The sequence below is a fragment of the Streptomyces sp. genome (assembly GCF_036524955.1).
In the GTDB taxonomy this organism is placed as follows: Bacteria; Actinomycetota; Actinomycetes; order Streptomycetales; family Streptomycetaceae; genus Actinacidiphila.
Genome location: NZ_DATDBG010000228.1, coordinates 1 through 21462, shown reverse-complemented (window position 1 = coordinate 21462; position 21462 = coordinate 1). Strand labels below are relative to the sequence as shown.

General features: G+C 72.3%; 15 protein-coding genes and 2 pseudogenes. 8 read left to right on the top strand and 9 right to left on the bottom strand.

Features of this window, described 5'->3' with window-relative positions; all coding sequences use genetic code 11:
* Positions 1–84: 84 nt before the first annotated feature.
* The gene (locus tag VIW71_RS18400; protein ID WP_331623433.1) at positions 85–1608 is read left to right on the top strand and encodes an MFS transporter; all 1524 of its coding nucleotides are present in this window, start codon (positions 85–87) and stop codon (positions 1606–1608) included.
* A 44-nt stretch (positions 1609–1652) separates the two neighbouring features.
* Here the strand turns inward: VIW71_RS18400 and VIW71_RS18395 are convergent, their stop codons facing one another.
* Positions 1653–2285, bottom strand: coding sequence for an alpha-ketoglutarate-dependent dioxygenase AlkB (locus VIW71_RS18395; RefSeq protein WP_414720777.1), 633 nt, complete (start codon positions 2283–2285; stop codon positions 1653–1655).
* A gap of 87 nt (positions 2286–2372) precedes the next feature.
* Between VIW71_RS18395 and VIW71_RS18390 the strand changes: the two genes are divergently transcribed.
* Positions 2373–3914 (top strand): ATP-dependent DNA ligase, encoded by a 1542-nt coding sequence (locus tag VIW71_RS18390; protein WP_331623431.1) that lies wholly within the window; start codon positions 2373–2375, stop codon positions 3912–3914.
* Between the two features lie 517 nt (positions 3915–4431).
* On the top strand, positions 4432–5097 hold the full coding sequence (locus VIW71_RS18385) for an endonuclease (RefSeq protein WP_331623430.1): 666 nt from the start codon (positions 4432–4434) through the stop codon (positions 5095–5097).
* A gap of 129 nt (positions 5098–5226) precedes the next feature.
* Here the strand turns inward: VIW71_RS18385 and VIW71_RS18380 are convergent, their stop codons facing one another.
* Positions 5227–5565 (bottom strand): hypothetical protein, encoded by a 339-nt coding sequence (locus tag VIW71_RS18380; RefSeq protein ID WP_331623451.1) that lies wholly within the window; start codon positions 5563–5565, stop codon positions 5227–5229.
* 276 nt (positions 5566–5841) lie between these two features.
* Positions 5842–5946: pseudogene (locus tag VIW71_RS18375) on the bottom strand (LLM class F420-dependent oxidoreductase); the annotation flags it as partial.
* A gap of 185 nt (positions 5947–6131) precedes the next feature.
* On the opposite strand from VIW71_RS18375, the gene VIW71_RS18370 reads away from it, so the two are divergent.
* Positions 6132–6593: a YchJ family protein gene (locus VIW71_RS18370; protein ID WP_331623429.1), complete on the top strand. Its 462-nt coding sequence runs from the start codon at positions 6132–6134 to the stop codon at positions 6591–6593.
* 151 nt (positions 6594–6744) lie between these two features.
* On the opposite strand, the gene VIW71_RS18365 is transcribed toward VIW71_RS18370, so the two are convergent.
* A complete protein-coding gene (locus VIW71_RS18365) occupies positions 6745–8097 on the bottom strand; it encodes an MFS transporter (RefSeq protein WP_331623428.1) in 1353 nt (450 codons plus the stop codon).
* Positions 8098–8529: 432 nt separating this feature from the next.
* Here VIW71_RS18365 and VIW71_RS18360 point away from each other — a divergent pair, with 432 nt between their 5' ends.
* The 3 genes from VIW71_RS18360 (at position 8530) to VIW71_RS18350 (ending at position 10362) form a co-directional block, all read left to right on the top strand.
* A complete protein-coding gene (locus VIW71_RS18360) occupies positions 8530–8703 on the top strand; it encodes a hypothetical protein (protein WP_331623427.1) in 174 nt (57 codons plus the stop codon).
* 532 nt (positions 8704–9235) lie between these two features.
* Positions 9236–9502: a DUF5133 domain-containing protein gene (locus VIW71_RS18355; RefSeq protein ID WP_331623426.1), complete on the top strand. Its 267-nt coding sequence runs from the start codon at positions 9236–9238 to the stop codon at positions 9500–9502.
* A gap of 422 nt (positions 9503–9924) precedes the next feature.
* The gene (locus tag VIW71_RS18350; protein ID WP_331623425.1) at positions 9925–10362 is read left to right on the top strand and encodes a chaplin; all 438 of its coding nucleotides are present in this window, start codon (positions 9925–9927) and stop codon (positions 10360–10362) included.
* Between the two features lie 153 nt (positions 10363–10515).
* Here the strand turns inward: VIW71_RS18350 and pgm are convergent, their stop codons facing one another.
* Positions 10516–12156: a phosphoglucomutase (alpha-D-glucose-1,6-bisphosphate-dependent) gene (pgm, locus tag VIW71_RS18345; protein WP_331623424.1), complete on the bottom strand. Its 1641-nt coding sequence runs from the start codon at positions 12154–12156 to the stop codon at positions 10516–10518.
* 305 nt (positions 12157–12461) lie between these two features.
* Here pgm and VIW71_RS18340 point away from each other — a divergent pair, with 305 nt between their 5' ends.
* Positions 12462–13985, top strand: coding sequence for a DHA2 family efflux MFS transporter permease subunit (locus VIW71_RS18340; RefSeq protein ID WP_331623423.1), 1524 nt, complete (start codon positions 12462–12464; stop codon positions 13983–13985).
* A 187-nt stretch (positions 13986–14172) separates the two neighbouring features.
* On the opposite strand, the gene VIW71_RS18335 is transcribed toward VIW71_RS18340, so the two are convergent.
* The 4 genes and pseudogenes from VIW71_RS18335 to VIW71_RS18320 form a co-directional block, all read right to left on the bottom strand.
* On the bottom strand, positions 14173–14685 hold the full coding sequence (locus tag VIW71_RS18335) for a mycothiol transferase (RefSeq protein ID WP_331623422.1): 513 nt from the start codon (positions 14683–14685) through the stop codon (positions 14173–14175).
* A 204-nt stretch (positions 14686–14889) separates the two neighbouring features.
* Positions 14890–16317, bottom strand: a complete 1428-nt coding sequence (locus VIW71_RS18330) for an RICIN domain-containing protein (RefSeq protein WP_331623421.1) — start codon at positions 16315–16317, stop codon at positions 14890–14892.
* A gap of 255 nt (positions 16318–16572) precedes the next feature.
* A complete protein-coding gene (locus VIW71_RS18325; RefSeq protein ID WP_331623420.1) occupies positions 16573–20865 on the bottom strand; it encodes a discoidin domain-containing protein in 4293 nt (1430 codons plus the stop codon).
* Positions 20866–21189: 324 nt separating this feature from the next.
* Positions 21190–21462: pseudogene (locus VIW71_RS18320) on the bottom strand (hypothetical protein); the annotation flags it as partial.

Below are 21462 nucleotides of genomic sequence, written 5' to 3'. Positions count from 1 at the left end.
GGGCCGGCCGTCGTGCGGGAACGCTTGGCGGGCCGCCCGCCGGGCACCCGATCCGCGTACCGAGCGCCCCAGGAAGGACATGCCGTGGGCACAGCGCATGCCACCGCGCCGGGAGCGCACGACGGCCGCGCGGGCGGCGCGGCGAGGGCCGACCGCGACCGCCGCTGGCCGGCCCTCGCGGTGTGCCTGACCGCGAGCTTCATGACGCTGCTGGACGTCAGCATCGTCAATGTGGCGGTGCCCTCCATCCGCGCCGGGATCGACGCGTCCCAGAGCGGCCTGCAGTGGGTGCTGTCCGGGTACTCCCTGGCGTTCGGCCTGGTGCTGGTGCCGGCCGGCCGGACCGGTGACGTACGCGGCAGGCGTGCGGTCTTCATCACCGGCCTGGCGCTGTTCACCGCGACGAGCGCGCTCGCCGGCGCGGCGCAGAACGAGGAGTGGCTGGTCTCGGCCCGGCTGTTGCAGGGTCTCGCGGGCGGCATCCTCGTACCGCAGGTGTCCGGCTTCATCCAGCAGATGTTCAGCGGCGCGGAGCGGGGCAGGGCCTTCGGCATGCTGGGTGCGACGATCGGGGTGTCCACGGCGGTCGGCCCCCTCCTGGGCGGGCTGCTGATCGAGGTGTTCGGCGCGCACGAGGGCTGGCGCTGGGTGTTCTACGTCAACCTGCCGATCGGTCTGGCCACGCTGCCGCTCGCGTACCGGCTGCTGCCTCCGCCGCCGGTGAAGGAGGCCGGCCGGCGCGGGCGCGGCGATCTGGACCCGGTGGGGGTCGGGCTGCTGGGCGTGGGCACGGTCCTGCTGCTGCTGCCGTTCGTGCAGGAGCAGCAGTGGCGGGGCCCGGAGAAGTGGCTGCTGGTGCCGGTCGCGCTGGCCGTACTGGCCGCGTTCGCCGGCTGGGAGCGGCGTTACGCCCGGCGGCACGCGCCGCTGGTGGACCTGACGCTGTTCCGGCACCGGTCGTACGCGCTCGGCACACTGATGTCGCTGCTGTACTTCGCCGGGTTCACCGCGGTCTTCTTCATCCTCACGCTGTACCTGCAGAACGGCCTGGGCTATTCCGCGCTGGAGGCGGGGCTGGCGATCATGCCGTTCGCGCTGGGCTCGGGCGCGTCGGCCGCGGTCGGCGGCCGGGTGGTGACCCGGATCGGGCGGCCGTTGGTGGCCTCGGGGCTGGCGATGGTGCTGGTGGGGCTGCTCGGCGCGGCGCTCGCGGTGCACCTGGACAGCGGCCGCTCGGTGGGCTGGGCGACCGCGGGGCCACTGCTGTTCGCCGGGATCGGCAGCGGTCTGGTCATCTCGCCCAACCAGACCCTGACCCTGAGCCAGGTGCCGGTGGGCCGGGCCGGCAGCGCCGGCGGGGTGCTCCAGACCGCCCAGCGCATCGGCTCCGCGGCCGGTATCGCGGCGGTCGGCTCGGTCTTCTTCTCCCGGGTGGGCGGCCGGCACGCGGACTGGTCGGCCGCTTTCGAGTGGGGCATCCTCACCGCCACCGGCCTGGCCGCCCTCGCCCTGGTGGTCGCCCTGGCGGACATCCTGCGCGGCCGGTCCGGCACACCGGGCGCCCCGGAGGAGCACGACCGCCGGCCGGCCGGGGCGTGGGGGCGCTGAACGCACGGCGGTCCGCCCGCCGGGCCCGCCCGTTTCGCTCTGGGCTACCCCACCCCGCGCGGCCGGAACTGGACGCTGATCCGCCCGCCGACCGCGGCGCGCGTCTTGGGGATCGCGTGGTCCCAGGTGCGCTGGCAGGAGCCGCCCATGACGATGAGGTCGCCGTGGCCCAGCGGCCGGCGGACGGCGGCGGGACCGCCGCCGCGCGGCCGCAGCAGCAGGGCGCGGGGTTCGCCGAGGGAGACGATGGCGACCATCGTGTCCTGGGCGTCGCCGCGCCCGATGCGGTCGCCGTGCCAGGCGACGCTGTCCCGGCCGTCGCGGTAGTAGCACAGTCCGGCGGTGACGAAGGGTTCGCCCAGTTCGGCGGCGTAGTGGTCGGTGAGCCGGGCGCGGGCACGGTCGAGTACGGGGTGGGGCAGTGGGTCGCCCTCGCCGTAGTGGGCGAGCAGGCGGGGGACGGCGACCACGTTGTCGTACATCCGGCGCTGTTCGGCGTGCCAGGGGACGCGTGCGGCCAGTTCCTCGAAGAGGTCGTCCGCGCCGCTGAGCCATCCGGGCAGGGTGTCGATCCAGGCGCCGCGCCCGAGGTGTGTACGGCGTGCTCCGGCCAGTTCGCCGAGGCCGGGGGCCCCGGTGCCGAAAATGGACGCCTGCTGCTGGTGCACGGTTGCCACTGTAATGCAATCTCGTACGTATATTCGAATAAAAACGGCTCTGTCATCGCCCGCGCGTGGACCCGCGCCGCGTCGCAGGATGGGGGCATGTACTTCGCCGACGTCGCCCGGGTCTCCCGGGAGGTCGCGCGGGCCTCCGCGCGGTCCCGCAAGACCGCGCTGCTGGCCGGCTTCTTCCGGGCCGCCGAACCGGACGACGTGCCGGTCGCCATCGCGTACCTGGCGGGCCGGCTGCCGCAGGGCCGGCTCGGGGTGGGCTGGTCGGCGCTGCGGGACCGGCCCGCGCCCGCTGTGGCGGCGACGCTGACCGTACGGGCGGTGGACGCGGCGCTGACCGCGGTGAGCGAGGCGTCCGGCACCGGCGCACAGGCCGCACGCCGGGCGCTGCTCCGGGACCTGTTCGGGGCGGCCACCGCCGAGGAGCAGCGGTATCTGCTCGGCCTGATCACCGGCGAGGTACGGCAGGGCGCGCTGGACGCCGCCGCCGCGGAGGGCCTGGCCGCCGCCACCGGAACGCCGCCGGCGGACGTGCGGCGTGCGGTGATGCTCGCGGGCGCCCTGGAACCGGTCGCGCGGGCCCTGCTCGCCCGCGGCCCCGGCGCGCTCGCCGAGTTCTCGCTGACCGTCGGGCGTCCGCTGCTGCCGATGCTCGCCTCCACCGCGAAGACGGTGGCGGAGGCGGTCGCCAGGGCGGGGCCCTGCGCGGTGGAGGAGAAGCTGGACGGCATCCGCGTGCAGGTGCACCGGGACGAGGACGGTGTCCGGATCTTCACCCGCACCCTGGACGACGTGACAGTCCGGCTGCCGGAGGTCGTGGCGGTCGCCGAGGTGCTGGGCGCCGCGCGGTTCGTCCTCGACGGCGAGGTGCTGGCCTTCGACGCGGCGGGCCGGCCGCGCCCCTTCCAGGAGACCGCGGGCCGTGTCGGCTCCCGGGTCGACGTGACGGCCGCCGCCCGCGCGCTCCCGGTGCACGCGGTCTTCTTCGACGTGCTCTCGGTGGAGGGCCGCGACCTGCTCGACCTGCCGTACGACGCGCGGCACGCGGCCCTGGAGCGCCTGGTCCCGGCCGAACTGCGGGTACGGCGCGCGGTCGTCGCCGACCCCGCGGACCCGGCGGCCCTCGCGGCGGCGGCCGACTTCTGGACCGCGACCCTGGACCGCGGCCACGAGGGCGTCGTGGTCAAGGCCGCCGACAGCGCCTACGCGGCCGGTCGGCGCGGCGCCTCCTGGATCAAGGTCAAACCCGTGCACACCCTCGACCTGGTGGTGCTGGCCGCCGAGTGGGGCCACGGCAGGCGCACCGGGAAGCTCTCCAACCTGCATCTCGGAGCCCGGAACGACGACGGCTCCTTCGTCATGCTGGGCAAGACCTTCAAGGGCCTCACCGACGCGCTGCTTGAGTGGCAGACCGAGCGGTTGCGGGCGCTGGCGGTGGACGACGACGGCTTCGTGGTCACCGTCCGCCCGGAACTCGTTGTGGAGATCGCCTACGACGGGGTGCAGACCTCGCCCCGCTATCCGGCCGGCCTGACGCTGCGGTTCGCCCGCGTCATCCGCTACCGGGAGGACAAGAGCCCGGCGCAGGCGGACACGGTGGCGGCGGTACGGGCGGCGCACGGTGCCGGTTGACCGGTCGGGGCGTCACGAGCCGACCGGCGCGGGCAGCACTCCGCTGCGGCAGAAGTCGAAGAACGGCTGCCGGTCGGGGCCGATCTGGTGACGTACACCTGGTCGAAGTCGGCGCCGGTGAAAGCGCGGATCGCCTTGAGGTGTTCCCCGGGGTCGTCGCCGAAGGCGCCGGATGCGGCGCCCCTCTCCTCACCGACCAGCGAGGTCGCCTGCCGGAAGTGCTCGGGCGCGGGGAGGCCGGAAGAGTTCGCCGGGCAGCCGCTCGGTGGGCCACGGCCGGTGCACGGTCCGTACCGCGCGGTTCCGGTCGGTGTCCCAGCAGACCTTCGGCCCGCCGATACCGGTTTGCCGCAGCCACCGGCGTGCCGGTACGGAGCGACCAGGTCGGCGTTCGCGTACCTGGTGCGTCCTGAGTCACCCCTGCACCATCGTCGGTTACGAGGGGCGCGTTCGGGTAGGCGTACCGCGGAATCCTTCGCATCCCTCGCATCGCACCCAACGACGGAGGCGAACCCGGATGGCCACGACACAACGCGACATGGTGCGGGCGCTCCTGGAGGAGTACGGCCGCACGTACGCCCGGGACGCGGGCATCACCTTGAAGGACGCCCCGCAGCCGCTCTACCAGCTCCTCGTCCTGGCGACCCTGCTGAGCGCCCGTATCCGGGCCGGGGTCGCCGTCGCGGCGGCCAGGGAGCTGTTCAAGGCCGGTATGCGCGACCCGTCCCGGATGGCGGAGGCGACCTGGCAGCAGCGGGTGGACGCGCTCGGCCGCGGCGGCTACCGGCGCTACGACGAACGCACCGCGACCCAGCTCGGCGCCGGCGCGGAACTGATGAGGGAGCGGTACCGCGGCGACCTGCGGCGGCTGCACCAGCGGACGCACGGCGACGTGGCGGAGACGAGGCGGGCGCTGCTGGGGTTCCCCGGGCTCGGCCCGACCGGCGCGGACATCTTCCTGCGCGAGGTGCAGAGCGTATGGCCCGAGGTGGCGCCCTCCCTGGACGACAAGACCCTCGAGGGCGCCCGGCGCCTCGGCCTGCCCGACTCCCCCGCCGCCCTGCTGCGCCTGGCCGGCGACACCGACCCCGCCGTCCTGGCCGCGGCCCTGGTCCGGGTCTCCCTGGACAAGCGCGCGGCGGAGAGGATCCAGGAGAAGGCAAGGGAGCACGCGCCCGCTTGAGCCCCGTCCGAAGTGGTGATCACGCGCTGGGCGGAGGCCGCGCATCCGGATGATCGATCCGCGGAACCGGAGCCCCGTGCCGTCTGTCCGCGTCGGGACGGCCGGAACGCGCTCACCAGTTCACCCGGATCACCGCGTCTCCAGCCGCAGCTGTACCTCCTCCTCCTGGTCGCCGGAGGCCGTGCCGACCACCCGCACGGCGAAAGCGTCGCCCAGTTGCTCGCGGAGCCGGTCCACCGCGTGGTAGCCGCCCTGCGCGGTGACGGTGACGGGCTCGGTGAGCGAGGCGGGCCCGGGACGGCCGAGCGTGCGGGAGACGTCGAAGGTCGCGGCCCACACGATCGGCCGGCCGTTCGGAGAGTCCGCGGGGATGTCGTCGGGCGACCGGTCGGAGGGGAAGGCGGCCTGCAGCGCCGCGAGTACGGCGTGGGCGTCCTCCTTGCGGCAACTGTCGATGGTGACGGCCACCTGGTCGGCGGGGTCGGCGGACGGGGGCGCGGACGAGTGCCGGCCTGTGGGCGAGTGCGGAGCTGCGGACGTGGCCGCCGAGGGGTCGGCGCGCCGGTCCTGCCGGGTGCTCACGATGTTTCCTTTCCGTGGCTTCCGGGCCCGGGACCTCTGCCGGGGCCCCGGGGCACCGGGCGGATCCGCGGCGTTACGGGCTCACGGCGCTGCGACCGTGCGGCCCTGCGGTGTGTGCGGGTCTGCGGGTTCTGTGCGTCTGTGCGTTTGCGGCTCGCGCGGTCACAGGGCGTCGCGGAGCGCCGGCAGCAGCGTCTTCTCCGACCATGACAGGAACGGCTCCTGGTAATCGCCGCCGATCTGGACGAGCGCGATCTCGTCGAAACCGGTGTGTTCGGCTGCCACCACGTGATCCACGAGGTCACGCGGGCCGGCCTGTTCGGTCATCATCGTGTACCCGACTTGCGCCATGTTGGGCGCATTTCCCCGTCGCGGCGGGCAAAACCCGGGCGGCCGCGAATGGCGGCGGACCGTTCGGCTGCAGCAACGGGGACAACTGGAACAATCGGAGGATGCCCAGACGGCCTTCTTCTCCCCGCACCCCGCGGCCCCATGCCTCCCGTTCCCGTACCACGCCGTCCCGCTCCGCCCTGTCCCCCGCCGCCCCTTGCCCCTGCGGGCTCGGCGCTCCGTACGGCGAGTGCTGCGGGATCTTCCACCAGGGCCGGGGCGCGGCTCCCACCGCCGAGCGGCTGATGCGGTCGCGGTACAGCGCGTTCGCCGTGCGCGACGAGGACTACCTGCTGCGTACCTGGTCGGCCGCCACCCGGCCGCCCGGGGTGCGGTTCGACGAGGCGATCCACTGGACCGGCCTCGACGTGCTGGTCACGACCGGTGGCAGCGCCTTCCACTCCGAGGGCACGGTCGAGTTCCGGGCCCGGTTCCGCGTCCGCGGCACGGACGGGGAACAGCGGGAGAACAGCCGATTCGTCCGCGAGGGCGGCCTGTGGGTGTACGTGGACGCGATCGGCTGAGCCGGCCGCCGGCGCCGGGCGCGAACCGCTCGACATCGCGTCACGAGCCATGTCCGCATCGCGGGGCCTGCGAACTCCGACGGATCACCAGCGGGCTTGGCACCGTGTGGGCCCCGCCCTCACGAGCCACGGGCCGAAGACCAGGCACAGGTCAAGGCACCGGGTGCCTGGCGTCGTAGGTGACGAAGCCGCGCTGGAGGGCGCCGATCAGGGTGATGGCCGCGATGCATGCGAGGCCGCCGCCGATGACGGCTGCCGCCGGGGAGAAGAGGTCGGCGGTGGAGCCCGCGAGGAAGTCGCCGAGGCGGGGACCGCCGACGACCACGACCAGGAAGACGCCCTGGAGCCGGCCGCGCATGTCGTCCGGGGCGGCGGACTGGAGCATGGTGTTGCGGAAGACCATGGAGACCGTGTCGGCGCAGCCCGCGAGGGCGAGGAAGGCCAGGCCGAGCCAGAGGTTGCGGGTGAGGCCGAAGACGGCGACGGCGGCACCCCAGGAGGCGATGGCGACGAGGACGGCCAGGCCCTGACGGTTGATACGGCCGAGCCAGCCCGAGAAAACGCCGCCGAGGAGGGCACCGGCCGCGGGCGCCGCCGCGAGCAGGCCCACCGTACGGGTGTCGCCGCCGTACCAGAGGCCGGCGACGGCCGGGAAGAGAACCCGCGGCTGGGCGAGGACCATCGCGGCGAGGTCGGAGACGAAGGTGGTGCGCAGGTTGGGCCGGGCGGCGAGATAGCGCAAGCCCTCCATGACGGAGGGCCGGCGGCGCACAGCATCCTTACCCGCACCGCCCGCTCCCGTGCCACCCGCACCCGCGGCGGCCTCGCCGGTAGCGCCTGCCGCACCCGCCCCGGTCTCGCCCCCTCCGGCGGCAACCTCGCCCGGCAGCATCGCCGGTAGCCGCCACATCGCGTACAGGGACGCGGTAAAGGCGGCGACATCGATGAGGTAGGCGGCCTGATAGCCCCACAGGCCCACGGAGAGACCGCCCAGCAGGGGGCCCGCCATCTGGTCGACACCGCCCGCCAGAGAGGCGAGCGCGTTGGCGGCGGGCAACCGTTCGGGCGGCAGCAGCCGGGGGATCATCGAGGAGCGGGCGGGCGAGTTCATCGCGAAGCACACCGCCTGGAGGGCGACGATCGCGTAGAGCAGGGCCACGGACCGTATGTGGGCGATCGCCACCACGGCGAGGGCGACCGACAGCAGCAGCGCCCCGGAGGCGGTGACCAGCCCGAGTCTGCGCCGGTCCACCACGTCGGCGACGGCCCCGCCGTAGAGGCCGAAGACGATCAGCGGTACGAGGGAGCACAGGCCGACCAGCCCGACGTAGAAGCTGGATCCGGTGATCGCGTAGACCTGGAGGGCCACGGCCATCGCGGTCATCTGCTGGCCGATGTCCGAGACGGTGTTGCCGAACCAGAGCCGCCGGAAGTCGGGGTGGTCGCGCAGTGGGCTGATGTCGGCGAGCAGGCGTGAGCGCCGGGACCGGGGCGGGGCGGACACCGCGCGCGGTATACGAGACCCCGGCGGGCTCGCGGACCCGGTTGCCCCGATTGCCCCGGATGGACCAGAGCGCTCCTGCTCTTCTTCTTCACTGTTGAGCACGGGGAACGGTAGCAACCGTGCCCGGTCGCGTCGCTGCCGGGGCAGTAACCGGAACGCCGAGTTAACCGCGAACCGGCTGGTGACGGGGTGCTTCCCCGCATAGGCTGTCCGTGACGAACATGCTCCCCGGCGCGTACCGGGCCGCAGGAGCCCGTCCCGGAACCAGTGGCCACCTCGGCCGTGCTTCCGGCCCTCCCCATCGCCCAGCGGGCTGGGGGCACCCAAGGCGCCACGGCGTCCGCACCGCCGTACAGCCAACCCACCGCTGGGCGCCGGCACACGGACCTGGCGTCCGACGTATCCGGTCCACGCGACGCTAAGGAGTGCGCGGTGTCAGGAGATCAGCACAAGCACCAGGAGAAGAAGGCAGCCGAAGGCAGCAAGGCCGCCGCCCTCCTCCGCGAGGAACGGCCCCTGGACGTCTGGTCCCGCTGCGCGCCGATCCGCCTGGCGGGCTACGAGGACGACCCGACCGAGACGCACATCCTGCGCGGGATCGACTAACGACGACGCAGCCTGGGCTCGCCCCCGCCGGCGGTCCGCGATCCGTTCAGGGCCCCCGTCGCGCCGCAACGGACGCCGCCTCGAACGGGGGCGTTCCCCGGGCCGGCCGTGCACCGGTGCGCCGCGCGGGGTCCGAGGTCACCGGATGCCGTGGACGACGGTTACCGTCACGTCCGAACGTGATCACCGGGCGAGCGACGGGCGGGGTGGAGCACGGCGTTGGCGCGATCCTTCGGGGTGACGCGACGCGCGTATCACCGGCGCGAGGCCACCGGAGGTGAGCGGCCGCATCACGATGCCCGGCAGAAGCGTTCGCCTCGGCACCGCACTTCCCCGGACCGGCCGGTCGGCCGGCGTCGCCGGGACGGCAGTTGGAGCGCGCGCGGCACACGTGGGGGCGCGGGGTGAGCGATGACGGGGTGACAGCAGGGCGTGACGAGCGCCACAGCGGGTAATCCCGGTGTGCCAGGCATGCGGTCGCGCCAGGTGGGCAGACGCCGCTCAACTTCGCCGAGTACCGAGGAGTACGACGATGCTGATGGCCCACCCCACCGTCCTGCGAAAGCTGGTGGAACGCTACGAGGCGCTTCGCACCGAGGCCGAGAAGCAGAGCCGGGCAGGCTTGGCGGACGATGACGGGGTGGTTTCGCTCGTCGGTCAGCAACTGCAGGACACTGTCTACACGTTGTGCGTCTCGACCGGCACTCGGGAGATAGGCCCGGCGCTGGCGGCGGCCCGCGAGCACATCGAGCGGTACGGGTACCAGGAGGCCGAAGCGGTGGACGGCACGGCAGCCTGATCCGCCCGGGGCTGGGGGGTTCGCCCTCGGAGGGCTGACGCCCGAGCTCGCGGAGCGGGCGGCCGAGGAACGAGGTCACCCGCGGAACGAGTGAGCAGGAAGACCGACCACAGAGGGGTGCCCGGGCGGATCACCGGGTCCGGCAGGCTCCCTCACCCCAGGTGTACGACGCGTTCGCCGCGCACCCGGCAACCGTGCCGAGCGATGTCCGTTCGGCGGTGACGGAAGTGACGGCGGATCACCCCTGGCGCAGCGCCTGATTCATCGGAATATCCACTCGGTACATCGGAATGACGGGAGACGGCGGGCGCTCACTCATTGGGATGAACCAACGGTCCGTCACGGTCTGGTTGACCCTCCGGAGCGTTGTGCTCGGTGCGGACACACTGTCCGCGCGGGTTTATCCGGAAGGCAGTGAGCATATGAACGCAGTCGCCAGGAAGGGACTTGTCACCGCGGTGGTCGCCGGCGGCCTGCTGGCCACCGCGGGGTCGGCCCAGGCGGATTCGGCGGCCGGCGGTGACACCGCCGGCTCGCCCGGAGTCCTGTCGGGCAATACGGTCCAGGTGCCGGCGCACGTCCCGGTGAACGTATGCGGGAACACGGTCGACGTGGTCGGTGCGCTGAACTCCGCATCCGGCCAGGCGTGTGCCAACACCTCGGCGACGGGCGAGACGTCGCCGCCCGCCCACAAGCCGATTCCCGCCCCGCCCAACCCTCCTCGTGACGAGCCCTCGGACTCCGGCCCGGCGCTGGCCCACACCGGTGGCGAGGGTGTGGGGCTGGCGGTGGCCACCGGCGCGGGCCTGCTGCTCGGGGGTGTGGTGCTGCGCCGCCGGTTCCGCACCGGCCGCCGCTGACGGTCCGCGGTCCGGTACCACCGCGACCGGGGCCGGCCGGAAGGACGAGGACCGGTCAGGGGGGCCGGGTACCGCGGGGCACCCGCCCCCCGACGCCGCGTCACACCCGTCGCACCCCCGGCCCCCTACCCGTACCACCCCCCGTGCCAGAGCTCAGCCCTTGAGCGCGGCCGACACGATCGCCTGCGCCTCCTCCTGTACCCGGGCGAGATGATCGTCGCCGAGGAAGGACTCGGCGTACACCTTGTACACGTCCTCTGTTCCGGAGGGACGCGCGGCGAACCAGGCGTTCTGCGTGCAGACCTTGATCCCGCCGAGCGCCGCGCCGTTGCCCGGCGCCTCGGTCAGCACGGTGGTGACCCGCTCCCCCGCCAGTTCCTCGGCCGGCACCTGGTCGGGCGACAGCCGGGCCAGTACGGCCTTCTGCTCGCGGTCGGCGGGCGCGTCGATCCGGGCGTACGAGGGCGCGCCGTACGTGGCCGCCAGGTCCGCGTAGTGCTCGGACGGGGTGCGTCCGGTGACCGCGGTGATCTCCGAGGCGAGCAGCGCCAGCAGGATGCCGTCCTTGTCGGTGGTCCACACACTGCCGTCGCGGCGCAGGCAGGAGGCGCCCGCGGACTCCTCGCCGCCGAACGCGAGGGTGCCGCCGAGCAGCCCGTCCACGAACCACTTGAAGCCGACCGGGACTTCGACGAGCGGGCGCCCCAGCCCGGCCACCACCTTGTCGATCATCGAGGACGACACCAGGGTCTTGCCGACGGCCGCCTCCGGGCTCCACCGGTCGCGGTGCCCTATCAGGTAGGAGATCGCCACGGCGAGATAGTGGTTGGGGTTCATCAGTCCGCCGTCGGGGGTGACGATGCCGTGGCGGTCGGCGTCCGCGTCGTTGCCGGTGGCGATCCGGTACTCGTCCTTGCGGGCGATCAGCGACGCCATCGCGTACGGCGACGAGCAGTCCATCCGGATCTTCCCGTCCCAGTCCAGCGTCATGAACCGCCAGGTCGGGTCGGCCTCCGGGTTGACCACGGTGAGGTCCAGGCCGTGCCGTTCGGCGATCCGCCCCCAGTACCGCACCGAGGCGCCGCCGAGCGGGTCCGCGCCGATGGTGACGCCCGCGTCACGGACGGCGGCCAGGTCGAGCACCGAGGGGAGGTCGTCCACGTAGCGGCCGAGGAAGTCGTACCGGCCGGTGGTGGCCGCGGCGAGCGCCCGGGTGTACGGGATGCGGCGGACGTCCTTGAGGCCGTCGGAGATCAGCGCGTTGGCGCGGTCCTGGATCCAGCCGGTCGCGTCCGAGGCGGCCGGGCCGCCGTTCGGCGGGTTGTACTTGAAGCCGCCGTCGCCGGGCGGGTTGTGCGAGGGGGTGACGACCACGCCGTCGGCGAGGGCGTCCGCGCGTCCGCGGTTGTGGGTGAGGATCGCGAGCGAGACCGCCGGGGTCGGGGTCCAGCCGTCGGCCTCGTCGATGAGCACGCTGACGTCGTTGGCGGCGAACACCTCCAGCGCGGTGACCCGGGCCGGCTCCGACAGGGCGTGGGTGTCGGCGCCGAGGAAGAGTGGCCCGGTGGTGTGCTGCCGGGTCCGGTAGTCGCAGATCGCCTGACTGGTGGCGGCGATGTGGTCCTCGTTGAAAGCGGTGTCGAGGGAGGACCCGCGGTGCCCCGAGGTGCCGAAGGCCACCTGCTGGCCGGGCTCGCCGAGGTCGGGATGGAGTGCATAGTAGGCGGTGATCAGCCGGGGTACGTCCACCAGGTCGTCGGGCCGGGCCGGTGTTCCGGCGCGCTCGTGCGGCATCCGCGTCTCCTTCGCTGCGTCCTGCGGTTTCCCGCTGTGTGGGTGCCCCGTGCGCCCATTCTCACGCGGCGGGCCCCATTCTCACGCGTCCATTCTCACGCCTCCGCGGGCGCCGCCCGGCACCGCGGCGCGCCGACCGCCGGACAGGTGACCGAAAGGTGCCTGCCGGCTGCGGCGCCGCAGCCGAAACCGTGCGCGGCGGGGTGCCGGCGAACTGATCGGTGGGCTCGGGCCGCCGACGTTAAGGTGGATCAATCGGCGGGTACCGGCCCGTGGCGCCCGCCGCCCACCGGAGAGGGACTGCCATGACCGCTACGGCCGAGTCGCCCGCGTCCGAGGGCGTGCGGCTGTCCTCCCCTGCGGGCCGGTGGGTACTGGCGTGTTCCGTGCTCGGTTCGGGCATGGCCTTGCTGGACGGCACCATCGTCAACATCGCGCTCCCCCGGCTCGGCGAGGATCTGGGCGCGTCGCTGGCCACCTTGCAGTGGACGGTCAACGGCTATCTGCTGACGCTGGCCGGGCTGATCCTCCTCGGCGGCGGCCTGGGCGACCGCTACGGGCGGCGCCGGGTCTTCGTGATCGGGGTGGTCTGGTTCGCGGTCGCCTCCGCGTTGTGCGGCCTCGCGCAGGACAGCGCGATGCTGATCGCGGCCCGCGCCCTGCAGGGGGTGGGCGGCGCGCTGCTGACGCCCGGGTCGCTGGCGCTGGTGCAGTCCTCGTACCGGCCCGAGGACCGGGCGAAGGCGGTGGGTGCGTGGTCGGGTCTGGGCGGAGTGGCGGCCGCGGTCGGGCCGTTCCTCGGCGGGTATCTGGTGGACGGCCCCGGCTGGCGCTGGATCTTCCTGGTCAACCTGCCGATCGCGGCGATCGTGGTGGCCATCGCGCTGCGCCACGTGCCCGAGAGCCGGGACCGTAACGCCTCCGGGAGTTTCGACGTGCGCGGCGCCGCGCTGGCCGCGCTGTGTCTGGCCGGGATCACGTACGCGCTGATCGCCGCCTCCGGCAACCCCTCGCCGGCCACAGTCGCGGTGCCGGCGCTGGCCGGGGTGGCGTGCGGGGTGGCCTTCCTGGTCACCGAACGGAACCAGCCGCACCCGATGCTGCCGCTGTCGGTGTTCTCCTCGCGCCTGTTCACCTCGATGAACGTGGTGACGCTGTGCCTGTACGCGGCGATCGGCGGGGTGTTCTTCATCCTGCCGGTGCAGTTGCAGGTGGCCGCGGGGTACAGCGCGCTGCAGGCGGGCCTGGCGACGCTGCCGGTCACGGTGCTGATGCTGCTGCTGTCGGCGCCCGCCGGGGCCATGGCCCAGCGGATCGGGCCGCGGCTGCCGCTGACGGTGGGTCCGCTGGTCACCGCCGCCGGGCTGCTGCTGCTCATCCGGGTGTCGCCGGACTCCTCCTCGTACGTGCCGGACGTGCTGCCCGCGGTGGTGGTGATGGGGCTCGGGATGAGCCTGTTCGTGGCGCCGCTGACCGCGACCGTGCTGGCGTCGGTGGAGGTCGACCACGCCGGGGTGGCCAGCGGCGTCAACAACGCGGCGGCCCGGGTGGCCCAGCTCCTGGTGGTGGCCGCGCTTCCGCTCGCCATCGGCCTGTCCGACCAGGCGTACCGCTCGCCGTACCGGGTGGACGCCGCCTTCGGCTCGGCGATGCTGATCTGCGCGGGCCTGTGCGCGCTGGCCGGGCTGCTCGCCTTCCTGCTGGTGCCGGCGCAGGCACTGCGCGAGGAGCTGGACAAGCCGCCGTGCGCCCAGCCGGAGTGCGTCGCGCACTGCGGCGTCTCGGCGCCCCCGCTGGAGCCGGGGCCGGCCGAGGTACGGCAGCGCTGAGGGCGGTCGGGCCGGCCGGACACCGGTTCGGTGAGCAGCGGTTTCGGGTACCGGCCGATCAGCCGGAGCGCGCCGCCACCGCCGTGCGGCGGGTCGGCCGCGAGGATCGCCGAGGTGACGGTGAAGCCCGCGGAGCCCGCGTCGTGGCCCCTGACCCGGCCGAGGACGCCGCCGGGCCGGGTGGCCGTCAGCGGCGGCGCAGCAGCATGCCGCGGACGAACGCGGCCTGCCCGGCGTGCTCGAGGTCGTCCTCGATCACGCTGACCAGTCGCACTCCGAGGGTGACCGGCGGGTCCCAGTTCTTGTCCACGATCCGGTCGAGGTCGGTGTCGGTCAGGCCCTGGACGCAGTCGAGGGTCGCGTCGTGCACGGCGTCGTAGTAGCCGGTGAGCAGGGACGCGTCGTCGACCCGGACCGCGGCCACCTGCTTGGGGGTGTGCCCGTAGCCGGTGGCCGCGGGCTTGAAGGGCAGACCGAAGCGCTCGTGCCACCCCTGGTCCGTCCAGCTCTGGGCGCGGTCGGCGACCTCGGCGACATGGGCGTCCTGCACCCGGGTGAGGTGCCAGATCAGCCAGGCCACGGAGTTCGCGCCGGGATCGACGCGCTCGGCCAGTTCCTGGACGGTGAGGCCGTCCACGGCGCCGTGCACGCCTTCCTTGATCCGGCCGAAGGCGTCGGCGAGCAGTTCCGCGCTGTTCATCGGGGCTCCCTGCGGGGTCGTACGGGTGCCGCGCGCGGGCCCGCTGCCCGTCGCGGCCTGACGCTCCCGATTCTGCCCGCGCGGGGTCGCGTCGCCGGGGAGGCGGGCCGGTCCCGGGCGGGATGAGCCGTCCCCGCCCAGGACCGTCTGCGCCGTCAGCGCCTGTTACCGTGCATTACGGCTCGTTACTGAGGGCGGGCTGGCTCAGACCGGCAGGGTCCACCGCTGGTTGGCGCCGCCGAAGCAGTCCCAGATCTGCAGCCGGGTGCCGTTGGCCGAGCTGGGCCCGGTCGCGTCCAGGCAGCGGCCGGACTGCGGGTTGACCAGGGTGTTGCCGGTGCCCTTCTGCCAGACCTGGGCACCGGTGCCGTTGCAGTCGTAGAGCTGCACCTTGGTGCCGTTGGCGGTGCCGGCCGCGGTGACATCCATGCACTTGCCGAGTGCCTTGAGGGTGCCGTCGCTCCCGACGGTCCAGTTCTGGGCGGCGGTGCCGTTGCAGTCGTAGAGCTGGACGGCGGTGCCGTTGGCGGTGCCGGCGGCGGCCACGTCGACGCACTTGCCGGCGTAACCCGAGTAGATCGGCCCGGTGGCGGTGGGCGGCGGCGGGGTGCCGCCGGTGACGGCGTTGAAGATGCCGGAGAACTGGTACGGCGACTGCGGGGTGCCGCTGCACGTGTCGGACAGGGTGCCGGGGGTGGCACAGGCCTTGTCGCGGCCGAGCGCCCAGAAGGCCAGCTCCTGGATACCGTTGTTCTTGGCGAAGGTCTCCAGTTCCTGCGCGTCGGAGGTGGAGAAGACCTCGTTGGTGGTGTCGTTGACCCCGATCATCGGGGTGTTGCCCTCCATCGCCCAGAGCTGCGCGGAGGTCTTGGTGGTCCAGATCTGGCCGAGCTGGGTGTGCAGCGCCTGCGCGGCGCTGATCGCGGCCTGGCCCATGTCCATCGAGGGGCCGTAGTCCATCGTCATGATGTTGACGAGGTTGACGTTCAGCCCGCGGCTCTTGGCGTTGTTCAGGAGGCTGATCGAGTTGGCCTCCAGGCCGGTGGGGTTGACCGGCAGCGTGTACTGGACGTCGAGCCGCCTGCCGGCCGCCGCGTACTCCTGCTGGAGTTCGGCCAGCGCCTGGTTGCGCCGGTCGTTGGCGGTGGTGTTGTTGAGCGAGCCGCCCTCGATGTCGAAGTCGACCCGGGTCAGGTTGAGGCCGTCGATGACCTTCCGGTACTGGGTCTTGAGCGCCGCGACGGTCCCGCACGATATACCGACCTCGGTGCCGGCCGCGCCGCCGAAGGAGGCGATGACGTCGCCGCCGCCGGCCCGCAGGCTGTTGATCGCCGAGGTCCAGCCCGCGTCGGTGACGGGGGTGGTGCCGTTGAAGGTGGCGTTGCAGGTACCGCCGTCGATGACGAAGGCAAGGGTGAAGTACTTCAGCCCGGTTGCGTTCTTGGCGTTGGCCATCGCCGTCGGCGAGTTCCAGACCTCGGTGTACGGGGCCGCGTACTGGGCCGGGAAACCGGGGCCGGGGTTGGCCGCGGCGTGCGCGGGGGTGCCGGATGCCAGCAGGACGCCGGCGGCCAGGGTGGGCGCGGTGGCGAGGGCGACGAGCGCCTTGAGCCGGAGACGCGGTCTTCTCATGGGGGACGGCCTTCCGGTAGCGGACAGCCGGGCCACCGCGTTCGAAGAACGGACGCGGGACACCGGCATGACTGGGGGCGCATCGGCGACCGTAGGACTAGACCAATACCCCGTCAAGACCCCGGCTTCACCAACTGAACTCAAGTGCAGTCGAGTTGCACGCAGGGGCAGCCCGGGGCGTGCCCGCGTTCACCTGCCGAACGCGGGCACGCCTGCTGATCCTCCCGGTCTCCTCCCGGCTATCCCGGTACGCGCCTAGGTGACGTTGATGGTGAAGGTGGTGGTCCTGTTCTCGATGTCCACCGCGTTGTCGCTCTCCACCAGCCCGTTGAAGGTCACCGAACCCACCGCGGGCCCCTGGCCGGCCTCGGGCATCGGGTTGGCCCACAGCCCGAATCCCGACTTCGCGTCGAAGGCGTCACCGCTCTTGTGGGCGCCGGTGACGCTGATGTCGGTCAGTACGGTGTCCTTGATCGGGTTCATCGGGGTGCTGCCGTTCCACTTGGTCTGGAACATGATCCCCGAGTAGGTGGGACTGGTGATGTCGACGTCGCTGATCCGTATCCCCTGGAACACGTACTCGGCGGAGTAGAGCCACAGTGCCGGGAACGTCTGCTGGCCCCAGAAGTGGCCGCCGTCCCTGACCAGGGAGATGTTCTGGAAGACGGTCTGGGGCGTGGCCTCGAAGCCCAGTGCCGGGATGGGCCCGAACTTCAGCGTGCCGACGGTGATGCCGGAGTACGTCAGCATGTCGGCGATGTAGAGGTTGCGGAAGACGTTGTTGGCGCCGCCGTAGACCGCGAGTCCTGCGGCTCGCCAGGTCAGCAGCACCGACAGGTTCTGGAAGGTGTTGTTGGTCTCCTGCTCGTTGACGATGTCGATGGCGGGGAACAGCGCGAAGCTGTCGTCGCCGGTGGACCTGGCCTCGTTGTTGCTCACCAGGCTGTCGCTGCTGCCGTTGGTGAGGTTCACGCCGTCGGCGAAGATGTCCCTGATGCGGTTGTTGGTGATCGTGGTGTGATCGCTGTTGGTGCCCCAGTACAGGCAGACCGTGTGCTCGACCCAGATGTCGTCGACGGTCATGTCGGAGACGTTGGTGAGGTCGAAGACCTTGCCGGGGCCGTCCTGCCGGTCGGTGTAGTTGCCGAAGAACGCGAAGCCGGAGAAGGTCGTTCCGTTGGCGGAGGCCTCCGCACGGAACCCGGCGTCGGTGTTCTGCTGGGTGTCCGGGGTGTGGAACCGGGTGAACCACGGTCCGGCGCCGATCACCTTGACGGACCGGCCGTACACCTGGAACTTCGTCGCCGTCTGGTAGTCGCCGGCCGGCAGGTAGACGCCGAGCTTGGTGGTGTCCTGCCGCGCGGCGTCCAGGGCGTTCTGCACGTCCTGGTGGGTGAGGCCGGCCGGAACCACGTACCGGGCGGGGTCGGGGTTGGCGTTCGCCGTGGCCTGCTCGGTGTTGATGAAGTCGACTGCGTAGGCGAGGGAGTTGGCCGCGTCTTTCTGCAGCTTGATGGTGCTGCCCGCCGGGACCGTGGTCCCCAGCAGCATGCTGGCCTCGTCGTAGATGTGCCGCGGGCCGCCCGCGCCCGGCGAGTTGCTGGGCTGGAACTCGGCGCCGTAGAGCCAGGTGTACTTCGAGGTCAGGTTGATGGCTTTGAGGAAGCTGCCGTTGACGTAGACGTTCAGGGTGGAGTTGTTGCCGCTGCCGTCCGCGGAGTCCGGGATGGAGTAGCGGACGACGAGGGTGTTGGTGCTGGCCCGGGTGGTGAACGTCACCGACTGCCCGGTGGAGTTGAGGGTGACTGCCTTGCGTCCGGACGCCTCGCCGGCGAGGTCGCCGATGGTCCGGTTGGGTCCGACCACCTGGGCGCCGCCGCCGAGTACGCCGTCCTCCGCCTCGTAGGACTCGTACGGCATGTTGGCGCCGCGGCCCACGAAGAGGGACTGGGTGGTGGTGTTGTTGGCCTGCTTGACGGCCAGTTCGTTGCCGTCCGCCGCGATCACCGTCTTCACGGTGTACTTGCCGTTCGCCGCCGTCCAACTGCCCAGGCCGACCGGGCTGGTGGTGGACCCGGCGGCGATGGTGCCGGTGAACGAGCCGGTGAGCGTCTTGACCACGGCGCCGCTGGTGGCGTCGGCGACCGTGAGCGTGACGCCGTGCGAGCCGCCCGCCGAGTCGAGGTTGCCCTGGTTCTTGATCGCCACCGAGAAGGTGACGTTGTTGCCCGCCGACGGGTTGCCCGGCGACCAGGCGACCGGCGAGGCGATCAGGTCGGAGGAGTCCACCGGTTTGACGACCAGGGCGGCCGGGTTGGTGTAGCTGTTGTTGGTCTCGTTCTGCTCGATGACCGCGCCGGCCTCGTCGGCCTTGGCGGTCGTCTGGTAGCTGCCCGCGCTCCGAGCGCCGATGTCCGCCGACACGGTGGTGCTCGCGCCCGCGGCGAGCGCGCCCACCGGGGCGGTGCCGACCTTGGTGGTGCCGAGGTAGAAGTTGACGTTGGTGGCCGCGGACGCGTTGGTGCCGACGTTCTTCACCGTCGCGCTGAGCGTGACCGGGTCGGTCTCGACCGGCGCCGCGGGCGACGCGGTCAAGGCGGTGACGGTCAGGTCCGGGTTGGGTGCCGGCACGCCGATGACCTGGAACTCGGCCACCTGACCGCCGGGCGCGCCGGAGTTGGTGGTGAAGGTGAGGCGTACGTCGGCGACCCGGCTGGTCACCGGGATCGTCACGGTGTTGCCGCTCGCCGGGTCGAAGGAGTAGCTCCTGGGCGCCACGAGCTGCGTGAAGCCGCTCGCGCTCTGCTCCCGGCCGAGCACCTCGATGGTCTGGGTGCGCGCGCCCCACGCGCTGCTCGGATTGAGCTTGACCACGACCGAGCCGGTGTCCACGTTGGAGCCCAGGTTGACGGTCAGCGAGGCCGGCTGGCCGCCGCCCTCCCAGTACGTGGTCAGGTCGCTGTCGTTGGCGTTGGCGGCCACGTAGACCCAGGTGGCGGAGGTGGCGGTGACCGGCTTGCCGAGCGCCTGGTCGGTGCCGGTGGGGGTGGTGCCGTTGCGGGTCACGGAGTTGCTGTTGGCCGACTCGTTTCCGGCCGCGTCCTGGGCGCGTACGAAGTAGGTGACGGTCGCGGTGTCCGGCTGCGTGTCGGTGTACGTCAGCACATTGCCGGCGGTGGTGGCGATCCGGGTGCCGCCGGCGAAGACCGCGTAGCCGGTGACGGCGACGTTGTCGCTGGACGCGCCCCAGGTCAGCTTGATCTGGCCGGAGGCGGGCTGGGTGTAGGCGAGGTTGGTGGGCGCGGTCGGCGCCTGGGTGTCGGCGCCGGTGCCGGAGCGGGTGACACTGTTGCTGTCCGGCGACTGGTTTCCGGCCGCGTCCTTGGCACGTACGACGTAGGTGACGGTCGCGGTGTCCGGCTGCGTGTCGGTGTACGTCAGCACATTGCCGGCCACCGAGGTGCGCAGGACGCCGTTGGCGTAGATGTCGTACGCCGTGACGCCGACGTTGTCGGTCGCCGCGTTCCAGGTCAGCTTGATCTGCCCCGGGGACGGCTGGGTGTACGCGAGGTCGGTCGGGGCGGACGGCGCGGTGACGTCACCGGTGTTCGGCCCGTACACCTCGAACTCGGAGAGCTGGGCCGCGGGCCAGCCGGTGTTCGCGGTGAAGTTCAGCCGCACGTGGCGGGTCGTGGCGGCGCCGCCGAAGGTGATGGTCACCGTGTTGCTGGTGGCCGGGTTGAAGGTGTACCCGGTCGAGCCGACGATGTCGGAGAACGTGCTGCCGTCGGTGCTGCCCTGCACGGCCAGCGTCTGGGTGCGCGTCGCCCAGTCCGTGGCGGCGGGCAGCTTCAGCACCACCTTGTTCACCGCGACCGCGGAGCCGAGGTCCACCCGCAGCCACTGGGGGAAGGCGTTGTTGTTGCTCTCCCAGTAACTGGCCTGGTTGGCGTCGTTGGCGTTGCCCGGGGCGTACGGGGCGTTCGAGCTGCTCGCCGTCAGCGTGCGGCCCTCGGCGAGGTTGCTCGACGAGGCGGTGGCCGCGTAGACGGCCAGCTCGGAGATCTGGGCCGCCGGCCAGCCGGTGTTGGCGGTCACGTTGACCCGTACGAACCGGGCGCTCGCGGCCGGGAGGTCGATCCTCACGGTGTTGCCGGCGGCCGGGTCGAAGGAGTAGGTCGCCGAGGCCACCAGTGTGCTGAAGGCCGTGCCGTCGGGGCTTGCCTGGAGCGAGAGGGTCTGGGTGCGGGCGCCCCAGGAGGCCGGCAGCTTGAGCTGGACCTGGTCGATGCTGGTGGAGCTGCCGAGGTCGACCTGGGCCCACTGCGGCAGGGCGTTGTTGGCGCTCTCCCAGTACGAGTCCTGGTTGCCGTCGTTGATGTTGCTCACGGGGTTGCTGCCGTTGGTGCTGCTGGCCGAGACCGCCTTGCCGGTCGCCAGATTCGGTCCTCCCGCGGCCGACGCAGGGAGGACCTGGCCGCCGAGGAAGAGCAGGCTGGTCGCGATCACCCCCGCGATCAGCCGTGCGATGGAGCGCTTCGATCTCATAGCGTCCCTCTGTGTCGTGGTCCGGAAGATCGGGAGACGAGCGCGAACTACGCGGCAATGCGAAGCATGCGGGGTGAACCTGCGAAGTTGCGCGATTGCAATGCAGATTCATCGTTCTTCTGCTCATAATTTGCGCGCGTGTTGGCAGAGTGTTACAGACGCGCTACGGCGCCGTCTATGGCCCGGGACGACCTATCTGATGAGCCGTCCGGCGGGCCGGCCGGCCGGGGTCGCGTGCCAGGCGTACGGGGCGGCGGCGCCGGGCGAGCGGGACGCGCCGGACAGGACCTCACGGCCGGGGCGAGCGGGACGCGCCGGCGAGCCTCACGGCCGCCGGCGGACGCGGCCGGCGGTCAGCCGGCGCTTGAGCAGTTCCAGCCGCGGGTAGCGCTCGCTCAGTTCGCGCGCGTTGCGGTCCAGTTCCTCCACCAGCCGCTCGGACCGCTTCTCCACGGTGAGCTCGTCCAGGATGCGGTCCACCTCGGCGAGCAGGGCGCCGTGCAACTGCCACTGCCGGGGATGCCTCTGCACCGCGGCGAGCAGCAGATCGGCGGCGCGGTCCCGGCTCACCGCGCTGTCCGCGAGCGCCTGCGCCAG